Here is a 19,948-nt window from a genome sequence, read left to right as displayed (position 1 = left end):
GAAAAAGAATAGTCAAGGAATAAAATAAAAATTAGAACTCTCAAATCCATACCATGCAACTTTTGAGTGAACAGGAAATCGAACGAAGAAAAGATCGCGAAGAGCTGATGCAATTAGGGATAAACCCTTACCCAGCGGAAGCTTTCCCAATCAATGTCACTTCAGAGGATATTCATAAAAATTACGAAAATCATAAAACCGACTACAAAGATATCTCAATTGCAGGTCGATTGATGACCAAGAGAATCATGGGCTCAGCTTCATTTGCTGAGATTCAGGATTCTACTGGAAGGTTACAGATTTATGTAAGAAGGGATGATATCTGTCCGGGAGAGGATAAAACACTTTACAATAGTGTATTTAAAAAGCTATTGGGTATAGGAGATTTTATAGGAGTTAAGGGATATATTTTTACTACTCAAACTGGAGAGATTTCCCTTCATGTCACTGAATTGAAGGTTCTTTCTAAATCCGTTAAGCCATTACCTGTAGTTAAAAGAGACGAAGAAGGGAATGTCTACGATGGATTTACAGATCCTGAAATGCGCTATAGACAACGCTATGTGGATTTGACTGTCAATCCAGAAGTGAAGCAAACTTTCATCACCAGATCCAAAATTATTTCTACCATGCGTAGATATTTTGATGATCACGGATGGTTGGAGGTAGAAACTCCTATTCTTCAGGCTGTTCATGGTGGTGCTGCGGCAAGACCTTTCCAGACTCATCATAATACGCTGGACATGCCTCTGTTTTTGAGAATCGCGAATGAACTTTATTTAAAGAGGTTGATCGTTGGAGGCTTTGATGGAGTTTATGAATTTGGGAAAATGTTCCGTAATGAAGGAATGGACCGAACTCACAATCCGGAATTTACTTCCATGGAAATCTATGTAGCCTACAAGGATTACATCTGGATGATGGAAATGGTGGAAGATCTTCTTGAAAAAGTTACCCTAGCGATTCACGGAGATACCAAAGTCAAAGTAGGAGAGAAAGAAATTGATTTTGCAGGTCCATACCGACGCTTGACCATGTATGATTCAATCAAGGAATATGCTGGTATCGACGTGAGTAAAATGGGAGAAGAAGAACTCCGCAAAGTTTGTGCTGAGCTAGCCATTGAAGTAGATGATTCTATGGGCAAAGGCAAACTGATTGATGAGATTTTCGGAGAAAAAGTTGAGGAACACTTAGTTCAGCCAACTTATATCACCGACTACCCAATTGAAATGACTCCTTTGGCGAAAAAGCACAGAACTGAACCGGGCTTGGTGGAGAGATTTGAATTGTTCGTGAATGGAAAAGAAATAGCTAACGCCTACACGGAATTAAATGATCCAATTGATCAGCGAGAGAGATTTGAAGATCAGTTGAAACTAGCCGAAAGAGGAGATGATGAGGCGATGGCCATGGATGAGGATTTCTTGAGATCTTTGGAATATGGAATGCCACCTACTTCGGGATTGGGTATTGGAATCGATAGATTGACCATGTTGCTGACCAATAAGACTACGATTCAGGAAGTTTTATTCTTCCCTCAAATGAGACCTGAGAAAAAGCAGGTAGAAATGACCGAGGAAGAAAAGATGATTTTTGAATTAGTAAAGGGAAATCAGCCAGCCTTATTGCCTGAAATCAAGGGTATGACTGATTTGAGCAATAAAAAATGGGATGTTGCTATGAAAGGCTTAAGCAAAAAAGGAGTGGTATCTGTTCGAAAAGAAGGAGAAAACCTTTTTATTGATTTGGCAGAGTAGTTCTCTTAATTATTGACTAAAAAAAGACCCCGGCAAATTCCTTATTGCCGGGGTCTTCGTTTATAATCCTGTATTATCTTTTTTACGTGCTTCTTTTTCCCTCTCGGCGTAGCTAAATACTTTAAGAAGTAGAGGACTGGTTCTCTCAGTTACCAATTCCCGGATTTTGTATTCTTCTTTGGCGATTTCTACAAATAAACCATCTATAGCTTTCTGGGTAACATAAGCAGTCAAGTCGGTATTAACAGGTTTTACCAAAGGAATCTTGTTGTACTGAGTCATCACATCAGACCAATAGTTGGTAGCGTTTACTTTTTGTAGGCTGCTATTAATTATGGGTGAAAATTTCTTAGTAAGCTCCTGACTGGTGGTTCTTGCGAAATACTGAGTTGCCGCATCATTTTCTCCCAATAAGATTCCCCTGACATCCTGCAAGGTCATCTGCTTAATAGCCGCGGTAAAAATGGGTTTAGCTTCTTTAGCTGCTTCCTCTGCGGCTTTGTTTAAGCTCTCAATAGCCTGATCGCAAACTGAGCCCAAACCGATTGATCGAAGGGTTTTTTCCACATTTTTAGCTTCTTCAGGAAATAGAATCTTCACATCAGGATTTTTAAAATACCCGTCAACGGCAGATAATCGCTCTGTGCTAACTCCAGTTCCTTTTTCCAAAGCCTCTTTCAGCCCCGTTGCAATTTCAGAATTATTCGGTGTGCCTAAGGTTTGCTGGATTACCTTGTTTATCTGAGCTGTGGATTGACAAGAGCTGAAGATTAGTAATCCTAAAAAAAACAGTAAATTTCTATATGGTCGACTTATGGTCATGGGATGATGTTTGATTGTACGATTGAAAGAACGGAAAAAACGCCAAAAAGATTTTAAAAGCAAGCCATATCAAGGGGAAGTTTAAGTTTTACGATAAAATCAGGAAGTCTTAAAATTTTGAGAATTTTTTATTAAAATTGATGATATCATTGATAAAATTTAATAAAGTGAGTCATTTAATGAAATATTGATAAATGAATTTAAGATTAAATTCGGAGTTTGGAACTCTCAGGGCAGTGTTGATGCATAGGCCGGGAAAGGAAATTGATAGGCTAACTCCCTATAACAAAGACTTTTTACTATTTGAAGATGTTCCTTATTTAGAGGCATTGCAAAAAGAACATGACGTTTTTTCCAATTTAATTATAGAATCAACCGGAGCTACGGTTTACCAACTCAGAGAATTGTTAATCCGCGTATTATATGACGGGGAGATATTGCTGAGATTGATGAGGGAATCTCTCAGACGATCCAACATGGTTCATTTGGCTGAGGATATTTTGGAGCGATATTCCACGGCCGAATGTGCAGGTATTTTGACAGCGGGCTTAAAAGTGCATGAATTGAAAAGAAAAATCCCAAACTTGAATCAGGGAGAACTTTTGGATTATGCTTTTGTGATAACTCCTTGTCCTAATTTGTATTTTCAAAGAGACCCTATGGCACTCACGCCTGGCGGGATTATTTTTTCTTCCATGAAAATGGAAGGTAGACAGCGAGAAGCAAATTTGTTAAGGACCGTTTTTGAAAATCACCCAGAGTTCAAAGACCACGTCAATAAATTATACCCCATCAATGGTCATGATAATCCTCCAAGTATTGAAGGGGGAGATGTCATAGTCTTATCCCATGAGGCAGTAGCTATAGGGAACTCTGAGCGGACTGATGAAAAGGCTATTTACCATGCAGCCAAAGCTCTTCTGGCAGAGGGATCTGTGAAAAGGGTTTATGAGGTTCACTTGCCTGAAAAGCGAAATTATATGCATTTGGATACCGTTTTTACTGTTTTGGATGAAAATCTGGTGCTGACTTATCCTGATGCTATGAATGCTGTTCTTCAAACATCTCTTTATACTTTAAAGGAGGTGCAGGATGATAAGGTGCATATCAAACGCGAGGTACTGAAGGAGTCACTTTTAACGGTTTTGGAAAGGGAGATTCCTCATTTAGAGGTTTTGGCAACTGCAGATGGAAATCCAGACTATTCTATGCGTGAGCAATGGTTTGATGGAGCTAATGTTTTTGCTATAGGACCAAGAAGAGTGATATCCTATAATAGAAATATTCACACCAACAGAGCCTTAAGAAATATGGGAGTAGAGGTATTGGAAATTCCTTCCTCAGAATTATCCCGAGGTTTGGGAGGTCCGAGATGTATGACTATGCCACTGAGCCGTGCTAGAGTATAGGAATAAAAAAGTGACTATTAATTTATTTGACCTTTAGCTGTTAGTGACCTGTAGTCGGGTGAAATTTATTCAGAATAATTGGGGACTGCCTTCGACTCCCTGCCTATCGTCAGGCAGGCGCCGCCAAGGACAGATTAAATTAAATCCCGAAATAAGTTAAATTTCGGAATTTAATTCTTTGTTATGGAAAGTAAGCTTTAGCTAACTTAAAATCCTTTTGTTTCTATTAAGCATTTTCTTTTTTCTTTTCGTTCTTTTGCCTTGAAGCAAAAGAACCATCCCGAGAATCGGGACAAGACCCAGCAAAGCTCCAACCCTGTCTCGCCGCCAGGCAGGCGCACTAGGCCGGACGCTGGCCCGCTGCTGCGTCAGCCCACCGCGCCCTAACTAAAAAAGTTTTTTCAAAAGAAATGGATATCATTTGCGAAAGGACGAGAGACTAATCCATTTTGGACGAACCTGTCAACATCTTTTTTGTATGTTTGAAGAATATTTAAGACTCAGTTTGACAACAGAACCCGAGGTTTAGGAGGTCCGATTTGTATGACTATGCCACTGAGCCGAACTAGGGTATAGGAATAAAAAAGGCCAGTTAAGTCAACTGGCCTTTATTTTTATAATTTAATGATCCAATTGTGTGGATCTTTTTGGCTTCCATATTTAATGCCATCCAATGCGGCTAAAACTTTGTGTGAAAAAGCATCTGCTGGTTTTTCTGGCAAGACATAATCTTTTCCATCAATATGAATTTTGGCAATATGAGCAATAGTCGCCGCTGTTCCCGTTCCAAATGCTTCTTCCAAAGTTCCATTTTCCAAAGCTTCTTTCAACTCAGAAACACTTAAAAACCGTTCTTCAATAGGCTGATTCCAGTCATTTGCCAATTGAACTACTGAATTTCTGGTAATTCCCTTCAAGATTGTACCCGTGTGAAGTGGAGCTGTAATGAGCGTTCCGTTTATTTTAAACATTACATTCATCGTACCACTTTCTTCAATATTACTATGGCTTTTACCATCTGTCCACAGTAGTTGATCGTAGCCAGCTTTTTGTGCCTGTAAGGCCGGATATAATGAAGCAGCGTAGTTTCCAGCTGTTTTTGCAGCTCCCGTTCCTCCTTCAGTTGCTCTCGTAAACTTGGTTTCTACTTTTACAGAAACAGGCTTAGAGTAATAATTTCCTACTGGGCAGGTAAAAATGATGAATTTATAGGTATCAGATGGCTTTACACCTATGTAGTCATCCGTAGCAAACATGAATGGTCGGATATAAAGGGAGGCTCCTTTGGCTGTCGGAACCCAGTCTCTATCCAAATCCAAAAGCTGAAGCATACCCTCCATAAAGACCTCTTCAGGCAAGGATGGCATGCACATCCTTTCAGCCGATTCATTCATTCTTTTCCAGTTAGCATCCGCTCGGAAAATCAAAATTTCACCTTCTTCATTTTTATATGCTTTCATTCCTTCAAAAATGGACTGTCCATAATGAAGAGCGGCATTGGATGGGTTTAGCTGTAATGGTGCATAAGGTTCAATTCTCAAGTCAGTCCACTCTCCATTTTTATAATCTGCCACAAACATGTGATCAGAGATGGTTTTTCCAAAAACCAAATTGGAAAAATCAGTTTGCGCTAATCTGGAAGATGCTGTCTTGTGTACCGGTATGGCTAGCGAGGTTTTCATGCTAAAACGGATTCAGGCCAAAAGCCTTTGTTGAAATTTTATTTTACTACGGGCAAAATTTACCCAGTTATTTAAACTCTAGGTTTCCAAGTTACTTCCTCTACTTCTAGTTCTTGGGCCATTTTTCTTCCCAAAACAAAGAAGTAGTCCGAAAGCCTATTCAAATATTGGATCACCATTTCATTCACTTGTTCGTAAGAAGCGAGCTCAACTGCCAATCTTTCAGCTCTTCTACATACCGTCCTTGCTAAGTGGCAAAATGAAACAGATTGGTGCCCACCAGGTAAGATAAATGCTGTAAGAGGAGCCAAATCAGCTTCCATACTATCCATTTGATGCTCTAGCATTTGGATATCTTCGGCATGCAAATCTGGCTTTTTTACTTTATCCTTTCCCGGAACCGTGGCTAAATCAGCTCCAATTGTAAAGAGTCTATCCTGAATTTCTTTCAGAATATCAGTTCTGGAATTATTTACTTCCTGATCTCTGAGAAGTCCCACGTAAGAGTTGAGTTCGTCAATGGTACCATAAGCATCGATTCTTAAATCTGATTTTGGTACTCTGACTCCTCCCAACAATGAGGTAATTCCCTGATCTCCGGTTTTGGTATAAATTTTCATGAATAACCCTTCAATTCTCCGACAAAAATAAGAATCTATTTGATAATACTTTGTTTGACCTAAGCGTGAACGCCTACCCCCCGTGTTGGGTTTGGATTCACCGTATCACTTTCTACCAAGCCGTCTCTTAATCTGACAATTCTGTGCGCATAGTGGGCAATATCGTCTTCGTGAGTTACCATGATGATGGTATTTCCTTTTGAGTGTAGCTCATGAAAAAGCTCCATGATATCATAGGAAGTCTTAGAGTCTAGGTTTCCGGTAGGCTCATCCGCCAATATGATAGATGGATTGTTGACCAAAGCTCTTGCAATCGCAACTCTTTGTCTTTGTCCACCGGAAAGTTCATTTGGTCTGTGCTTGGTTCGATCACCAAGTCCCACATTGCTCAAAGCCTGAAATGCCATTTCTTCTCTCTCGGCTCTGCTAAAACCTGCATAAACCAAGGGCAGGGCTACATTCTCCAGGCAACTTGCTCTCGGAAGAAGGTTAAAAGTTTGGAACACGAAGCCTATTTCTTTATTTCTGATCTCCGCCAGCTCATTCTCAGTCATGTCACTGACATCCTTATTATTGAGAATGTATGTGCCGGAAGTAGGGGTGTCAAGGCAACCGATGATATTCATCAAGGTAGATTTACCTGATCCTGAAGGACCCATAAAAGCTACATATTCCCCTCTATCCACTGTGATCGAAACGGATTTTAGGGCTTGAATAATTTCTGCCCCCATTTTGTAGGTTCGGTTGATATTATGGGTCTCAATAACTCTGCTCATGGTAAGTTGGGTTAGTGGTTTAGCTGAATTTTAAAAATACAGCATTTCTGTCAAAATACGAGATTATCTTCTAATAGTTGGTTAATTGGAGTCTTTCTAAAGTGGCAGGATCTATCCATTGGGCCATTTCAACCAGGGCATCTGTTGCATAATTGCTCAAACCTATTGCTCTTGCCAGTTGAACTTTTTTCATCCAGAGAATAGGGTCTCGGTTGAATTCAGTAGCCGCATTGATGATTTCATATTGAGCCAAAGGATCTGGATTGATAGCAACGGCAGACCAGATTAAGGGACTGAAATAGGGATTGCCTGTCAACTCATCTCCCAATTGAAGCCAATTGAGCAGGGCTTCTACAGACTCTTTATTCTTCAAATCCGGATTGGCCAAAAATTTACTCAAATCTTCCTGAATACCCTTTTTATCTTGAATATGCTTTCCTAATTCCCTCAAATCCGATGCGTCGATTCCATGACTTTTAAAGGCCATCAATCGAATTGCGAAATCAGTTTTGAGTTCTGAATCAGGAAGAGTTTTCCATTCATCGTATAAATTTTTTGGCAGGCTTTCGTGAAATTTTTGAATTAACTCGAGATAAAACAAGGTTGCTTCATCTGGCTGAGTTAGATAATCCGGCATTTGAAGACCATATTTTACTCGAATCAGTTCCGCATTTTCATAATATCCACCAAAGCTCAAAATACTCCAATGGTAAGACTGAAAAGCCTGAAATCCCTTTTCCTCTGCCGCCAGTAATTCTTTGGCAGCTTTTTTAAAGTCCATTTGTTGAGCTAAAATGCTGGTCGATAAATGGAGAAAATAGCCAGCATCTCCGGGATTTCTAAAAGCCAAGCCATTTAGGTTTTTGATTGCATCTGCTATTCTTCCGGCTCCAAGACTTCTGATGACAGCCGTCTCCTGAAGTTGCATAATATAATCCTGCATTTCCTCTTGCTTCCACAAGCTGTCTAGCATTGCAATGTCGGACTCAATGTTGACATGGTTTTTTTGAGAAAAGATATTTCTCCAAGCAGCCTGTACCAAAAGGGGGGAATTTTCTTTTTCTATTTCTTTCTTTACTTCCGCTAGAAGTTTCTCTTCAGGATAGTTTCCCAGTGCGTTTTGTCTGGCTATTTCATTGATTTTTTCTGCCAATGAATTCAAGGCCTTAGACTCACCCTCAATTTGACCCATTTTAGCCTTCAAAGCCAATAGATTACTTTGGGAAACAGGGTGTGCGGCTGAACTGGAATCCAATAATGCCAAGGCCTCTTCAGCACGGTTTACCTTGGTGAGCAATAGTGCCAAATTATTTAGCAATAATTCATTTTCAGGGAAAAACCGAAGGCCTCGTTCTAAATAAAATATGGATTCAAAAATCTTATTTTCTCTATGAAGCCTGTCTGCCAGAAGGATAATATTGTCCACCTGAGGAGCTTCAGAAAAGCTTTCTTCCAAGTGTTGTTTAGCCAAAGTAGGCTGGTTTAATTGAAAAAGTAGCTGTGCTGTAGCATTCTTGGCTTTTGGGTTATTTCTATACCTGGACCAGGAGTTTTCATAAATAATACTGGCCTCTAATTTTTGACCTGATCCGTAATAATAATCACCCAAAATATTACTGCTCATGGCATTGGCTTGCACGCCAACTATTCCTTCTGAGTAAGCAGTGGCTACCAACATGGCAATCAAACCTCCAATTCTTAAATGATAATAAGGCAAGGAATGAGGCTTGAATAATACTTTTTCGGCAGCTTTTCCGGAATTCATTACCTCATAGAAATTGGTAAGAATATAGACCAAGAAAAATAGACTGAAACCGATTTGAGAGTAAGTGAAAATATGTTTGAGAAACTCTTCTGCGGGCTGATTTCCGGAGATTTTGAGTTTCCAACTCAGCCATAAAACCAGTCCAAAGCCAATCAGATACAATCCTTTCAATGTCTTTTCAGACCCCACCAAATCCTGACCTGATTCAACTCTTTCTTTCAAAGTAAACCAGCCCAATATTCCTAATGGAAATAGAAGAAACAATGGATTGAAGCTTGGCAGAAAATCCATAGGGAAGCCTGTGAGATCCATCAAAATATTTACCATTAATAGTAGGTAAATAGCTGTTATTAGAGTGATTTGAATGGATACTTTCAAGGATAAATTTCTTCCTGCTTTTAGCAGTAAAATATAAATGCCTGAAATCATTCCGTGTCCATTCCATAAGAGCCAAGCAATTGATAATAGTATAGCTGGCATGGTTAGATGTTCTGCTAGAAAAAGCTCGGGTCTGGAAATCGGGCTCAAGGTTTCCAACGCATAGCCAGTGACCATCAAGCAAATTAAATTGAGAAGAAACCTGAACTCAAATCGAAGAGATTTCCCAGTAATATGAAAAAAAACAGGAATTACTAAGGTGCCAACTATGGCAATGATAAGGGGGTAATTGCTACTTGGACTTCCAATGTTCAATCCATTCAGATTGGAAAAGGTGAGAATGGCAATCCAAACTATTCCAAAAGCAAGAAAAAAGTACTTTTTCAATTCGCTGACTAATGTCAAAATCAGGGTAAGAATGAGCCCCATTAAAATACCAAAGAATAAGGACTCAGCAACAAAAATATTGGGGCCCAAATCTTTGAATTCCTGAAAAATCAGGAAATTATCTACCAAAATAGGAAATGATACGGGTCCAAATTGAGACCAATCAAAAGGGATAGAAATACTATCCAAAAAGTAACCGGCTTGGATATTTCTGTAAGGTATGGGATTGAAAAGAAAGTAATAGTAAGCAAAAAGCCCTCCCGTAATAATCAAAAGGAGGGCCGGGATAATTGCTTTTTTAGAAAGTAAGTTGGTGGAGTTTTGCAGCATTATTCTAAAACCTTTGGAACGCGGAAATAATCAGAATCTCTTTTTGGGGCATTTTTCAAACCAGCTTCGTGGTCTAAATGCTTACCTACCTGATCTTCCCGCATGTCATTGACTTCGGATGACATAGTGGTCAATGGCTCCACTGAATCTGTATCTAATTCATTGAGCTTTTCCACCCAGTCCAAAATCTGACTCATATCTTGCGACATTTTTTCAGCACTGCCTTCATCGAATTCTAGCCTTGCCAAATGCGCTATTTTTTTGATTGCTTCTTTGTCAATCTTCATGTGTGTCGTTACCTAAATTATCCTGATTAAGTTGAGCTTGAATCACTTCAAAACACTTCTCTTTCAGGCTGTCTTCTGTATCTTCTACTGTAGGAAGTATGGCCTCATGTAAGACCATTTTTGCTCTTTTCAAGTTGAGCAAGAGCCCTTTTCCTTCAGGCAAAATTAGATGATTATAGGATAAAGTGACAGGAATGATGGGTATTTGTTTCTCAACAGCTAGCCGAAACGCCCCATTTTTGAAAGGAACCATTTGTGGTGGTTGGGTGGAATAGATTCCTCCTTCCGGAAACAGAACAATACTGCTTCCATTATCCAGTGCTAAACCTGCCCTCCTCATAGTTTCAGCACGGCTTTTAAGTCTTGACCTGTCAACTGCTATGTGGAGCTTTTTAAAATAGTAGCCGAAAAGAGGAGCTTTTCTAATTGAGGCTTTTCCCACAAACTGCACGTCACCCGGAATAAATCCCATCATGGCAATGTCCAGATAAGAGAAGTGATTGGCTAAAAATAGATAAGGTTTGCCTTTTTCAAGCTTGCATTTTTTCTCCATATGAACGGGAAGAAAAATCAAGGTGAAATAAACTTTAGCCCAGTAGCGGTTGATTTTTCTTCCAAATCTTTGCCATCCAGGAATCCAAATACAGATCAAAAAGAAAGGGAATATCGCCAAAAAGCTTCCAATGAATAATAAGCCGGCATAGACTGAATAAATGATCCGTAGAAGTTTAATCATGATTGACCATATGATTTGCCACCTTGATAAAATAATTCATCATCAACTCTCTGACTTCCTGTTCCACCTGAATTTTATCCAAAGCTGTGAGCATGGCATTCATCCAGTGATTTCTCATTTTACCATCTATTTTCCACTGAAAATGCCTCATTCTAAGCCGAGGATGTCCCCGCTCTTCCGAATAGGTTTGAGGTCCACCAAATACCTGCATTAGAAATAAGAAAAGTCTCCTTTCTGCTGGAGCCAGATCTTTTTCTGGATAAAGTCTTCGCAACTCTTCGTTCTGGGACACTTCCTCATAAAAATAAGCGGTCAGTCGTTTTATTTTTTCTTCTCCGACTGCTTCGTATATGCTCTGAAATGGGTTCATTTCGCAAACTTAACAAAAGGAGGGAATTAGGATTCCAGTTTTTTGACTTTCAAAGATGTTCCTTCTGTGGATATCACAATCACTTTTTCACCTTGGTCTATAAAATCTCCTCTGGAATAGGCATCATAAATCTCTCCGTCAATTTCTACCCTTCCGCTGGGCCTTAGTCTGGAATGTACTATACCTGATTTTCCCTTTAAATCATCTTTGTAAAAACTGGAAGTATACCCCTCTGTTCTCTGTTGGGTACTGGCCAAAGTAATGGTTTGAAATGCCTGCCATTTATTCACCTTGGGAGTGAGCCAAAAGATCAAACTCACAGCAGCAATTGCCGAAAGGATCACGGTGAGCAAGGCAGTGAATAATTGAGAGGCAGGTACAAAATCAAAGTCGAAATTTTGATTCGGAAGCATACCCAAGACCAAACCTGCAAGGATACAAGTGATCCCTAGGACCCCAAAAATTCCAAAGCCCGGGATGACAAATAGCTCAATTGCCAATAATATCACACCTGCCACAAATACAATTACTTCCCAGTTTTCAGCTAGTCCATTTAAATAATAAGGGATGAAATAGAGGATGGTGGCAACGATTGATGCGAGAAGTGGAAAGCCAACTCCGGGAGTTTGAAGCTCAAAATAGATTCCTCCTATAATAATTAAGATCAATATCCCACTGATTGCAGGGTTTAAGAAAAAAGAAATGATTTGTTCCGTGTGAGAAACTTCATATTCAATAATCTCAGCGTCTTGAAGCCCCTGGGCCTCAAGGATGGCGTTGATGGAGCGGTATTCTCCTTCACAAAAACCCAGCTTAATGGCTTCAGAAACGGAAAGTGTAATGACTGAACCTGCTTCGGATACACCTTCAATCTCCAATTTTTCATCTACCATTCCTTCAGCAATTTTGGGGTCTCGTCCTTTTGCTTCGGCAGTACTTCTCATCATGGAGCGCATGTAGGACTGATACTTATCAGGTGCTGCAGCTCCATCTGCCCCATTGACCACAGTAGCGGCACCAATGCTTGCTCCGGGTGCCATGTAAATACTATCGGTAGCAATCGAAATCAAGGCTCCGGCGGAGGCTGCATCCTTATTGATAAAGGTGTATATCGGAATTTCGGATTCCAAAAGCATGGTTCGAATATCATCTGCATCATTGACCGCACCTCCGTAGGTGTCCATTTCGATGATAATCAAATCTGCATTTTTTTCTTTTGCATCTTCCAAAGCCAGCTTCACTCTTCTATTCATTGCAGGATCAATATCTCTGTCAATTTTAAAAGTGAATATTTTCTTTATTTCAGCTTCCTGGGCATTAGTGCTTGAGAAGCTGCTATAGAAAATTGACATTAAAAGGCAGTAGAATAATGTTTTCATGGTTAGTTAATCAGAAACAAAAGATACGCATGAATTTCCTTTAGGACTTATTTTTTGAAAGATATCAGGCTTTTTTTCTAAAATTCCTTGACTTTCAGTTGATTTAAGACGTTTGATCCACAACCTCGGATTCTTATTCGAGAAAATTAGTCTTTTAGCATAATTATTGATGTTTATGTAGATAGAATTTTAGTACAACCCATCAAAATCAGCTTTCTATATGCAAATTAATAAACGCACTTTCTACCTAATTCCTGCACTTTTTATTTCCATTTCAACCTTCGCTATCACTGAAATGGACTCTGTAGGAATCGAAAGGGTGGGTGATAAAACCTTTATCATCCATAATGTTGAGCCTAAGGAGACTCTTTTCGGAATTTCAAGAAGATATCAAACCCCTGTAGGAGAAATTGTAGATGCGAATGCCTCTTTGAAATCGGGTTTAAAAATCGGACAGCAAATCAGAGTTCCCTATGTATCCAAAGAAACTGTTCCTTCAGGTGCAGCCTTGCATAAAGTAGTTCCAGGTGAAACGCTATTTGCGATTTCTAAAAAATATGATGTGACAGTTTCTGAGATCATGGAGTGGAATGGTTTAAAAGGAAATGATCTAAGTGTCGGCCAGGCATTGGTCATTCAAAAACCACAAGCAGCTCCTCAAAAGACGGTAGCTGAAGTGAAAGAAACTAAACCTGCACCTACCACTGCTAGTGTTCCTGCCAAACAGGAAACTACTCCAAAGCCAGAAGCTAAGCCAAGTCCTGCAAGAAAGGAAGAAACAAAACCAATGACTGAACCTAAAGCCCAGCCAACAGGTCAGGTTTTGGTTCCTGGAGACTGGATTTCTCATGAAGTTAAGACCGGACAAACTTTGTTTTCAATTGCCGGGCAGTACAATGCAAAAGTGGAAGACATTATCAACTGGAATGGTTTGGTGTCAAATAATCTAACTGTTGGACAGGTGTTGAAAGTTGGAAGAGCAGAACCCAAGCAATCAGACGTGCCGATTGTAGGTGAACCGAAGGTGGTAAGTAGCGCTGAAGAAATGCATGTTGTTCCGGATGGAGCGAGCTCAGGTGGGTTTAAGAATATTAGAGAAACCGGCCAAGCTGAACTGATAGAAGGTACAGGAGGTCATAAAAAATATTTGGTTTTGCACAGAACTGCGCCCGTAGGAACTATCATGCGAGTGAAAAATGAAGAAAATGACGTGACCATTTTCGCAAGAGTAGTGGGAACACTTCCTGAAACCGGTGATAACTCTAAATTGGTCATTAAACTTTCACAAGCGGCATTTGATCAACTCAAAGCTGTGAATGGAAGATTCCCTGTTGAGGTGATGTATTAAGAAGTTTTGATAAATTAATTGGAGCTCCGAATTATCGGAGCTTTTTTTTTAATTATCATAACTATCCGCTTTTCAGTAAGTTTGTTTGATATGAAAGCTATTTCTCCACTTCGAACTCTCCTTTTTCTAGCACTATTTTTCATTGCTTTTGAAAGCCTTAGTCAGGAAATTCCTGCATTAGAAACTTTTAATCAGACCCGATTAGATTACAATCAAAAAGGGATGTTGATTTTAGGCTCTTGGGCTGTGGGAAATATGATTTGGGGTGGGATAGGAGCAAGCCAAAGCATGGGAGAAAACAAGGCCTTTCACCAAATGAACCTGTATTGGAACTCTGTGAATCTGATTATTGCAGGGTTGGGTTATTGGCAAGCTACCAAGGAGAGTCCAGGTACCGATTTTTGGCAAACAATGGACGCTCAAAATGGAATTGAAAAAATTCTCCTTTTTAATGCTGCATTAGATTTAGCTTATATGGGAGGAGGCTTATACCTGAAAGAAAGAGGGCTGAGAAAATCAAATGAGCGATTGATTGGATTTGGGAAGTCGGTAATATTACAAGGTGCATTTTTATTGGTCTTTGATGGCATCATGTATAGCTTCCACAGCGCCCATGCAAAAGACTTACCTGAAATAGTTCAAAACCTTAGTTTAAGCCCAACCGGAGTAGCCTTGAGAATTCCCCTAAGATAAATCATATTTTTTTGAATAGATTTTAGTTATTACTCTGTAGCTCTAGTTTGCCATTCTTATTTAGTCAGGGTACCTTTGCATGCAAGTACCCCATTATGAACAAAGTACAACTCTTCTTTCACCACGTATTTAGATTTATCTGGAATTTGATATTCGTGGTATCTTATCCAATCCTTGCAAGCTTTGGTTTGCTATTTATTGGGCTTACCTGGCTCTTTTCCAAACTTTCCCAACTCTTGACTAGGTTGAGACCTGAGGGTAAAAAAATAGTCATTAAGGAAAGTGAATGGGAAGTTCTCCCTTATTCCAATGAAATGCTGGAGGCTAAATTGGTTAAACAGATCATGTTTGGCCCTTCTGGCTTTAGACTGAGAAGGATGGATGGGGTTCCATCGGTTTTATCGGATTTTGTCTTTGGAAATAAAATCAGAGTTATAGAAGAGGGATTTATTTTAGAAAAATGGAATAGCACTGAATCCAAGGATCTTCCCGACTTTGACATTTGCTTGTATAATCCAGATGAAGATTCCTTGAGATCGCTAACAAATATTAAATGCTTTGACTGGCATGTTTCTGAGAAAGTAGAAAATGAGCTTTCTTTTAAATGGTTTGACGGAACTCAAGGCGGAGAGGTGAAAGTTGCTCTTTAATGAATGATATCAAGGGATTTTTAGACGAAAAAGTCGAACTCTACAATCAGCCGGGATTTATAACCAACGATCCGATTTCTATCCCGCATCGCTTTTCTAAAAAGCAGGACATTGAAATTTCAGGTTTTTTTGCTGCGATTTTAGCCTGGGGTCAGAGAAAGACCATTATTAATAAATGTGTGGAGCTTTTTGAGAAAATGGATAATGCTCCATATGACTTTTTACTGCATCATCAGGAAGAGGATTTAAAGCCATTTCTTACCTTCAAACATAGAACATTCAACGATGTGGATACACTCTATTTCATCCACTTTTTAAGTTGGTTTTATAAAAAACATGATTCTCTCGAACAGGCATTTTTGCTTGGCCAAAATGGGGAAATTGATGCTATGGAATCAATTCTATCCCGATTCCATGAGTTTTTCTTTTCTCTTCCCGATGCTCCATCTAGAACCCGCAAACATATAGCGACTCCCGCAAGAAAAGCAGCATGTAAGCGCATTACCATGTATTTGAGATGGATGGTTAGAAAGGATAGAAAGGGAGTTGATTTCGGGATTTGGGATCAGATCAATCCGGCTCAGTTAATATGTCCCTGTGATCTGCATGTAGATCGGGTAGCGCGGAAGCTTGGCTTGATTACAAGAAAACAAACGGATTGGCTAACAGCTCTGGAACTGACAGAGCAATTGAGAACCTTTGATCCGACAGATCCGGTTAAATATGATTTCGCTCTCTTTGGACTTGGGATTGAAGAAAAGTTCTAGGCTTAATGAAATTTTTTGACCTCAGGAGCAGCAGCAGTGGTTGAAAACTCATTGGCAAATCGTTCGGCATAGTTGTCCAACAACTCCATTACTTTTTGCTGGTTTTTGGATCTGACAATCAGCCCGGCATGGTATTCCAATGGAACTCTAAAAGATACTTCAGGATCATCAAAGCTGCTTAAATCAGGGTGTTCAAATTTGGATAAAGTAAGTACTATACCCGCATAGTTTTTAGCCACTTTCGGCAATTCATATTTATAGCCTTTGGCCAACGAATCTTCGATTTTTGCCCACTCTGCCCATAAATTAATATTAGTGGCTGCTTCCACCATTTCTGCCAAGTGTGCTCCGCCTACTCTGGATGAGGTTTCCAAAAAGTAAATTTCTCCATCTTCATGGCATTTGATAAATTCAGTATGCGTTGCACCTGATTTCATCCCAAATGCCTTCATTATTTCGAAATTTGCTTTCTTGATTGCTTTATCATCTGAAGATCCATATTTGATATTTGCAGAACGAAAAATCCCACCTCCTTGGGAGATTTCCATAGGAGTCGCCAAATACTTTGAAACAGTTAAAAACAGGCTTTTTCCATTTAATAATAAGCCATCGGCATGATAGACATCTCCCGGTTTGAACTGTTCGACAAGATAGTATAAGCGATTATCTCCTAACTCATGGATATGGTGCCAAAGTTCTTCTTTCGAATTTACTTTGATGATCCCATGTGCAGAAGCCTCAGATCTAGGTTTAAGGACCCAAGGCGCGGAAATATGATCTGCAAATAAATTGATGTCCTCGTCATTGAAAAGAGGAGAGAAGGCAGGAACCCGAAGTCCAGAGTCCTGAGCTTTGATTCTCATGGCCAACTTATCTCTGAAAAATCTTCCGGTGGTCTGTCCCATTCCCGGTATTCTCAAACTTTCCCTCAGGAAAGTGGCTTTTTCAACATCGTAATCATCCAAGGCAATGATGGATTCAATTTTATGGCTTTTCATTAGTCCACCAACTCCCTGAAGCAACAGGTTTAAATCCCAATCTAAATCTTGCCCTGGCATGAAAAAAACCTCATCTATGTATTCATAGACCCAAGGTTTGTCTTTCAATTTTTCGGAGGTAACTAGAAAAACTCGATTTCCCTGTTTCTTCAATGCTGTTAAAAATGCATTGCCTTTAAAAAAGTTGGAAATGCACAGAAAAGTTTTGCCTTGTTGATTCATATTACAATTGATTTTCTATGAATTTAAGCAATAATCCCACACCAAAGGCAGTTCCAGATTTGGTTTTTGCAAAATCAGTATCCGCAAAAGCCACCCCAGCAATATCCAAATGAGCCCAAGAAGAATGCTCATGAGTAAAGGCTTGCAAAAACTTAGCAGCTGTTATGGCTCCTGCAATTGGCTTTCCGTGATAATTTCTGATGTCAGCGATTTCAGAGTCCATTTCTCTGGCATACTCTTCCCAAATCGGTAGAGGCCAGGATTTTTCTCCAACACCTTTTCCGGCGTTTTGAAGAGATTCAGAGAGCTTGGAATCGTTAGAGAAAAGTGCAGCACACTCATAACCAAAGGTACCTACGGCACTGCCTGTTAAGGTAGCCATATCAATAACTTGATCTGGTTTGTAAGTCTCAATGAGATAGGAGAGACCATCCGCCAAAATCAGTCTACCTTCTGCGTCAGTATCCACTACCTCAATGCTTAATCCTGCATGAGAAGCTATAATTTCAGAAGGTAAATAGGCATCCTTATCAACTGCATTTTCCACCGCTGGAACAATGGTAGTGAGATTGATAGGAATTTTCAAATCTGCAATCACTTGAGTTGCTCCCAATACTGCAGCAGCTCCGCCCATGTCTGATTTCATGTGATGCATTCCCTGAGTTTTAATATTGAGGCCTCCTGTATCGAAGGTTACCCCTTTACCAACTAATCCTAAATGTGTTTTTGCTTCAGGGTGCCTATATTCTAAAATAATGAATTTGGGTTCCTTAGCCGAGCCTCTTCCCACAGCCAAAAATGCTTCCAATCCTTTATCTTTGGCATCTATTCCGCTAATAATTTCTGATTTCAAGGAATATTTTCCTGCCATTTCTACGGCCCATTCTGCCAAGTATTCTGGGGTAAGGTTATTGGGAGGTAAGTCTACAAGCCTAAATGCTTCCTTCTTTGCTTTTGAAATTTTTTCTGCTCGTTGTACCAATTTCTCAGCGTTTTTATGTGCCAATTTGATATGCACCTCTAGCTCTTCGAAATTGGTTTTACGCTCTTTTTTAAAAAAATCAAGATGATAGTCTCCTAGAAATAAGCCAACTAGGGCAGGTTCAAGATAATTATCATCAAAACCCTCCGGAAACTCAAGCATTATACTTTGATCGATCAGATGATCATGCTTGTGAAGCACCTTTCTTAATGAGTTTTCTATGGATTTGTATTCAGGATCCTTTCCCAAGCCGACCAGCAACACTATCTCGTTTTCTACTTCTAAGACATAAAAACTGTCTTTTTTGCCTGAAAAAATTGGATTTTTTACATTGACAATCTTTCCGTTTGAAGCCGAAAAGCTGATATCTTCCTTTTCCAAAAATGGAATTACCCTTAAAAAGGATGGGCTGGAAGCTTGAGTATTAATTCGAATCTTCATAAGTATTATTCTTCTTTATTGCTGAAAAAAAGCCATTCTATCGCTTTGGGAAATTCATCACTCCAGTAGCTTTCATTATGTTTCCCCTGCTCATTGATGGATAGCCGGATTTTCATTTTTCCTTGCAGGCTCTCTCTTTTAAGTAGCCTTTTTCGGAGTTTACTGACATGCTCAACCATGGTTTCACTCTCATCTCCTCCGGCATATAGATAAAGTCTGGTTTCCTGCGGATCAAAGAAATCTAAAAATCCTAGTTTGATTTTGGGAATTACCCAAAGGGAAGGAGAAAATACCATGAGTTTGCCAAACACCTCTGGATAAATCAAGCCTGAAAAGATACTAACCAATCCTCCCATAGAGCTTCCACCAATTCCTGTGTGCTCTCTTTCAGGTTTGGTTCTAAAGGTTTTATCTACAAATGGCTTAAGCGTATCCGTTATAAATCTGATATATTGCTTTCCTTGCCCTTTACCCAAAAGGGTCTTTCCTACATTATACTCTTGTATTCTTTCTGATTCTGCATGTTCGACAGCGATAATGATAATTTTCCCAATCCCATAATCTGACATGACAGCCAGTTTTTTGTCTATTTGCCAATTTCCAAATTCTGCCTTTTCGTTGAAAAGATTTTGGGCGTCCTGAAGATATAGAACTGGGTAATGTTCATTGCTACTCTCATAGTCGTGTGGTAGCAATGCCCAGATTTTTCTTTTTTTGTTCAATTGGGGGATCTCAAATTCCTCCGATATCAAGTGGATTTTAGGAAGTTGGCTGGGGCGATATGGGAGCCAGTTTTTTCTCCATTTGGCAACTTTTTCGATTCGGGATTTTTTAGAGTCATTCCAAATCCGGTTGGGCGTTTTGTTGCCATATCTATCAATTTCTACCTCTGACCAATCTCCCTTGGTGAATTTATAAATCAATTCTCCCTGAAAAATTTCGTCCTCCGGAAACTCGAATTCATACTTTCCCTCATCGATTTTTTTCATTTTAAACCGATAATCCTGCGTAGCCCAATTGTTGAAATTACCTGAAATATAAACAGGTCTTTCATCATCGTCGGGGGTGTGTAAAATCAGTTTACGGGTTTTGATACTGCTATCTTTTAGGTCTGTCTCTAGGGAAATCATAGGTGAGGCGAGCTGC

18 protein-coding genes are annotated in these 19,948 nt (G+C 39.6%); 6 read left to right on the top strand and 12 right to left on the bottom strand.

All coding sequences use genetic code 11. The features are described from left to right. Positions 1 to 53: 53 nt before the first annotated feature. Positions 54 to 1,760, top strand: a complete 1,707-nt coding sequence (lysS, locus tag FL972_RS01530; RefSeq protein WP_144602636.1) for a lysine--tRNA ligase — start codon at positions 54 to 56, stop codon at positions 1,758 to 1,760. Positions 1,761 to 1,820: 60 nt separating this feature from the next. Here the strand turns inward: lysS and FL972_RS01525 are convergent, their stop codons facing one another. Then, complete coding sequence (locus FL972_RS01525; RefSeq protein ID WP_144602634.1) at positions 1,821 to 2,582, bottom strand: DUF4197 domain-containing protein; 762 nt, start codon at positions 2,580 to 2,582, stop codon at positions 1,821 to 1,823. Between the two features lie 194 nt (positions 2,583 to 2,776). Here FL972_RS01525 and FL972_RS01520 point away from each other — a divergent pair, with 194 nt between their 5' ends. Beyond that, the gene (locus FL972_RS01520) at positions 2,777 to 3,991 is read left to right on the top strand and encodes an arginine deiminase (RefSeq protein ID WP_144602631.1); all 1,215 of its coding nucleotides are present in this window, start codon (positions 2,777 to 2,779) and stop codon (positions 3,989 to 3,991) included. Positions 3,992 to 4,605: 614 nt separating this feature from the next. On the opposite strand, the gene FL972_RS01515 is transcribed toward FL972_RS01520, so the two are convergent. From FL972_RS01515 to FL972_RS01480, 8 genes are all read right to left on the bottom strand, one after another. Further along, complete coding sequence (locus FL972_RS01515; protein WP_091650067.1) at positions 4,606 to 5,673, bottom strand: branched-chain amino acid aminotransferase; 1,068 nt, start codon at positions 5,671 to 5,673, stop codon at positions 4,606 to 4,608. Positions 5,674 to 5,744: 71 nt separating this feature from the next. Next, on the bottom strand, positions 5,745 to 6,293 hold the full coding sequence (locus FL972_RS01510; protein WP_144602628.1) for a cob(I)yrinic acid a,c-diamide adenosyltransferase: 549 nt from the start codon (positions 6,291 to 6,293) through the stop codon (positions 5,745 to 5,747). 59 nt (positions 6,294 to 6,352) lie between these two features. Next, entirely contained in the window at positions 6,353 to 7,069 is a 717-nt protein-coding gene (locus tag FL972_RS01505; protein WP_091650073.1) for an ABC transporter ATP-binding protein, read from the bottom strand. A gap of 70 nt (positions 7,070 to 7,139) precedes the next feature. Further along, a complete protein-coding gene (locus FL972_RS01500) occupies positions 7,140 to 9,929 on the bottom strand; it encodes a tetratricopeptide repeat protein (protein WP_144602627.1) in 2,790 nt (929 codons plus the stop codon). Beyond that, on the bottom strand, positions 9,929 to 10,216 hold the full coding sequence (gatC, locus tag FL972_RS01495; RefSeq protein ID WP_091650078.1) for an Asp-tRNA(Asn)/Glu-tRNA(Gln) amidotransferase subunit GatC: 288 nt from the start codon (positions 10,214 to 10,216) through the stop codon (positions 9,929 to 9,931). Before gatC ends, FL972_RS01500 begins: the two co-directional genes overlap by 1 nt. Then, on the bottom strand, positions 10,206 to 10,952 hold the full coding sequence (locus FL972_RS01490) for a lysophospholipid acyltransferase family protein (RefSeq protein ID WP_144602624.1): 747 nt from the start codon (positions 10,950 to 10,952) through the stop codon (positions 10,206 to 10,208). The genes gatC and FL972_RS01490 overlap by 11 nt, the downstream gene beginning before the upstream one ends. Continuing rightward, the gene (locus FL972_RS01485) at positions 10,945 to 11,322 is read right to left on the bottom strand and encodes a globin domain-containing protein (protein WP_144602621.1); all 378 of its coding nucleotides are present in this window, start codon (positions 11,320 to 11,322) and stop codon (positions 10,945 to 10,947) included. The genes FL972_RS01490 and FL972_RS01485 overlap by 8 nt, the downstream gene beginning before the upstream one ends. A 26-nt stretch (positions 11,323 to 11,348) precedes the next feature. Beyond that, positions 11,349 to 12,701, bottom strand: coding sequence for an NfeD family protein (locus tag FL972_RS01480; protein WP_144602619.1), 1,353 nt, complete (start codon positions 12,699 to 12,701; stop codon positions 11,349 to 11,351). A 220-nt stretch (positions 12,702 to 12,921) separates the two neighbouring features. Between FL972_RS01480 and FL972_RS01475 the strand changes: the two genes are divergently transcribed. The 4 genes from FL972_RS01475 (at position 12,922) to FL972_RS01460 (ending at position 16,159) form a co-directional block, all read left to right on the top strand. Beyond that, the gene (locus FL972_RS01475; protein ID WP_144602616.1) at positions 12,922 to 14,049 is read left to right on the top strand and encodes a LysM peptidoglycan-binding domain-containing protein; all 1,128 of its coding nucleotides are present in this window, start codon (positions 12,922 to 12,924) and stop codon (positions 14,047 to 14,049) included. 90 nt (positions 14,050 to 14,139) lie between these two features. Continuing rightward, complete coding sequence (locus FL972_RS01470) at positions 14,140 to 14,742, top strand: DUF6992 family protein (protein ID WP_144602614.1); 603 nt, start codon at positions 14,140 to 14,142, stop codon at positions 14,740 to 14,742. Between the two features lie 95 nt (positions 14,743 to 14,837). After that, on the top strand, positions 14,838 to 15,392 hold the full coding sequence (locus FL972_RS01465) for a hypothetical protein (protein WP_144602612.1): 555 nt from the start codon (positions 14,838 to 14,840) through the stop codon (positions 15,390 to 15,392). After that, positions 15,392 to 16,159, top strand: coding sequence for a TIGR02757 family protein (locus tag FL972_RS01460; protein WP_144602610.1), 768 nt, complete (start codon positions 15,392 to 15,394; stop codon positions 16,157 to 16,159). Before FL972_RS01465 ends, FL972_RS01460 begins: the two co-directional genes overlap by 1 nt. Positions 16,160 to 16,161: 2 nt before the next feature. Here FL972_RS01460 and FL972_RS01455 read toward each other — a convergent pair whose 3' ends face one another. From FL972_RS01455 to FL972_RS01445, 3 genes are read right to left on the bottom strand one after another with little or no spacing between them, the layout of a single operon-like run. Then, on the bottom strand, positions 16,162 to 17,379 hold the full coding sequence (locus tag FL972_RS01455; RefSeq protein WP_144602607.1) for an ATP-grasp domain-containing protein: 1,218 nt from the start codon (positions 17,377 to 17,379) through the stop codon (positions 16,162 to 16,164). 1 nt (position 17,380) lies between these two features. Then, the gene (locus FL972_RS01450; protein WP_144602604.1) at positions 17,381 to 18,802 is read right to left on the bottom strand and encodes a leucyl aminopeptidase family protein; all 1,422 of its coding nucleotides are present in this window, start codon (positions 18,800 to 18,802) and stop codon (positions 17,381 to 17,383) included. Positions 18,803 to 18,807: 5 nt separating this feature from the next. Continuing rightward, positions 18,808 to 19,932, bottom strand: a complete 1,125-nt coding sequence (locus FL972_RS01445; RefSeq protein ID WP_144602601.1) for an alpha/beta hydrolase — start codon at positions 19,930 to 19,932, stop codon at positions 18,808 to 18,810. Positions 19,933 to 19,948: the final 16 nt, after the last annotated feature.

This window comes from Algoriphagus algorifonticola, assembly GCF_007655305.1.
Classification (GTDB): domain Bacteria; phylum Bacteroidota; class Bacteroidia; order Cytophagales; family Cyclobacteriaceae; genus Algoriphagus; species Algoriphagus algorifonticola.
This window is presented reverse-complemented; position numbering and strand designations above follow the sequence as displayed.

What these genes read in the sequence shown, in the direction of transcription:
- FL972_RS01490 (WP_144602624.1), bottom strand. Translation starts at nt 10,952, where the DNA reads ATGATTAAACTTCTACGGATCATTTATTCAGTCTATGCCGGCTTATTA.
- FL972_RS01470 (WP_144602614.1), top strand. Translation starts at nt 14,140, where the DNA reads ATGAAAGCTATTTCTCCACTTCGAACTCTCCTTTTTCTAGCACTATTT.
- FL972_RS01460 (WP_144602610.1), top strand. Translation starts at nt 15,392, where the DNA reads ATGAATGATATCAAGGGATTTTTAGACGAAAAAGTCGAACTCTACAAT.
- FL972_RS01475 (WP_144602616.1), top strand. Translation starts at nt 12,922, where the DNA reads ATGCAAATTAATAAACGCACTTTCTACCTAATTCCTGCACTTTTTATT.
- FL972_RS01480 (WP_144602619.1), bottom strand. Translation starts at nt 12,701, where the DNA reads ATGAAAACATTATTCTACTGCCTTTTAATGTCAATTTTCTATAGCAGC.
- FL972_RS01515 (WP_091650067.1), bottom strand. Translation starts at nt 5,673, where the DNA reads ATGAAAACCTCGCTAGCCATACCGGTACACAAGACAGCATCTTCCAGA.
- FL972_RS01450 (WP_144602604.1), bottom strand. Translation starts at nt 18,802, where the DNA reads ATGAAGATTCGAATTAATACTCAAGCTTCCAGCCCATCCTTTTTAAGG.
- FL972_RS01455 (WP_144602607.1), bottom strand. Translation starts at nt 17,379, where the DNA reads ATGAATCAACAAGGCAAAACTTTTCTGTGCATTTCCAACTTTTTTAAA.
- FL972_RS01485 (WP_144602621.1), bottom strand. Translation starts at nt 11,322, where the DNA reads ATGAACCCATTTCAGAGCATATACGAAGCAGTCGGAGAAGAAAAAATA.
- FL972_RS01510 (WP_144602628.1), bottom strand. Translation starts at nt 6,293, where the DNA reads ATGAAAATTTATACCAAAACCGGAGATCAGGGAATTACCTCATTGTTG.
- gatC (WP_091650078.1), bottom strand. Translation starts at nt 10,216, where the DNA reads ATGAAGATTGACAAAGAAGCAATCAAAAAAATAGCGCATTTGGCAAGG.
- FL972_RS01525 (WP_144602634.1), bottom strand. Translation starts at nt 2,582, where the DNA reads ATGACCATAAGTCGACCATATAGAAATTTACTGTTTTTTTTAGGATTA.
- FL972_RS01445 (WP_144602601.1), bottom strand. Translation starts at nt 19,932, where the DNA reads ATGATTTCCCTAGAGACAGACCTAAAAGATAGCAGTATCAAAACCCGT.
- FL972_RS01465 (WP_144602612.1), top strand. Translation starts at nt 14,838, where the DNA reads ATGAACAAAGTACAACTCTTCTTTCACCACGTATTTAGATTTATCTGG.
- FL972_RS01505 (WP_091650073.1), bottom strand. Translation starts at nt 7,069, where the DNA reads ATGAGCAGAGTTATTGAGACCCATAATATCAACCGAACCTACAAAATG.
- FL972_RS01520 (WP_144602631.1), top strand. Translation starts at nt 2,777, where the DNA reads ATGAATTTAAGATTAAATTCGGAGTTTGGAACTCTCAGGGCAGTGTTG.
- lysS (WP_144602636.1), top strand. Translation starts at nt 54, where the DNA reads ATGCAACTTTTGAGTGAACAGGAAATCGAACGAAGAAAAGATCGCGAA.
- FL972_RS01500 (WP_144602627.1), bottom strand. Translation starts at nt 9,929, where the DNA reads ATGCTGCAAAACTCCACCAACTTACTTTCTAAAAAAGCAATTATCCCG.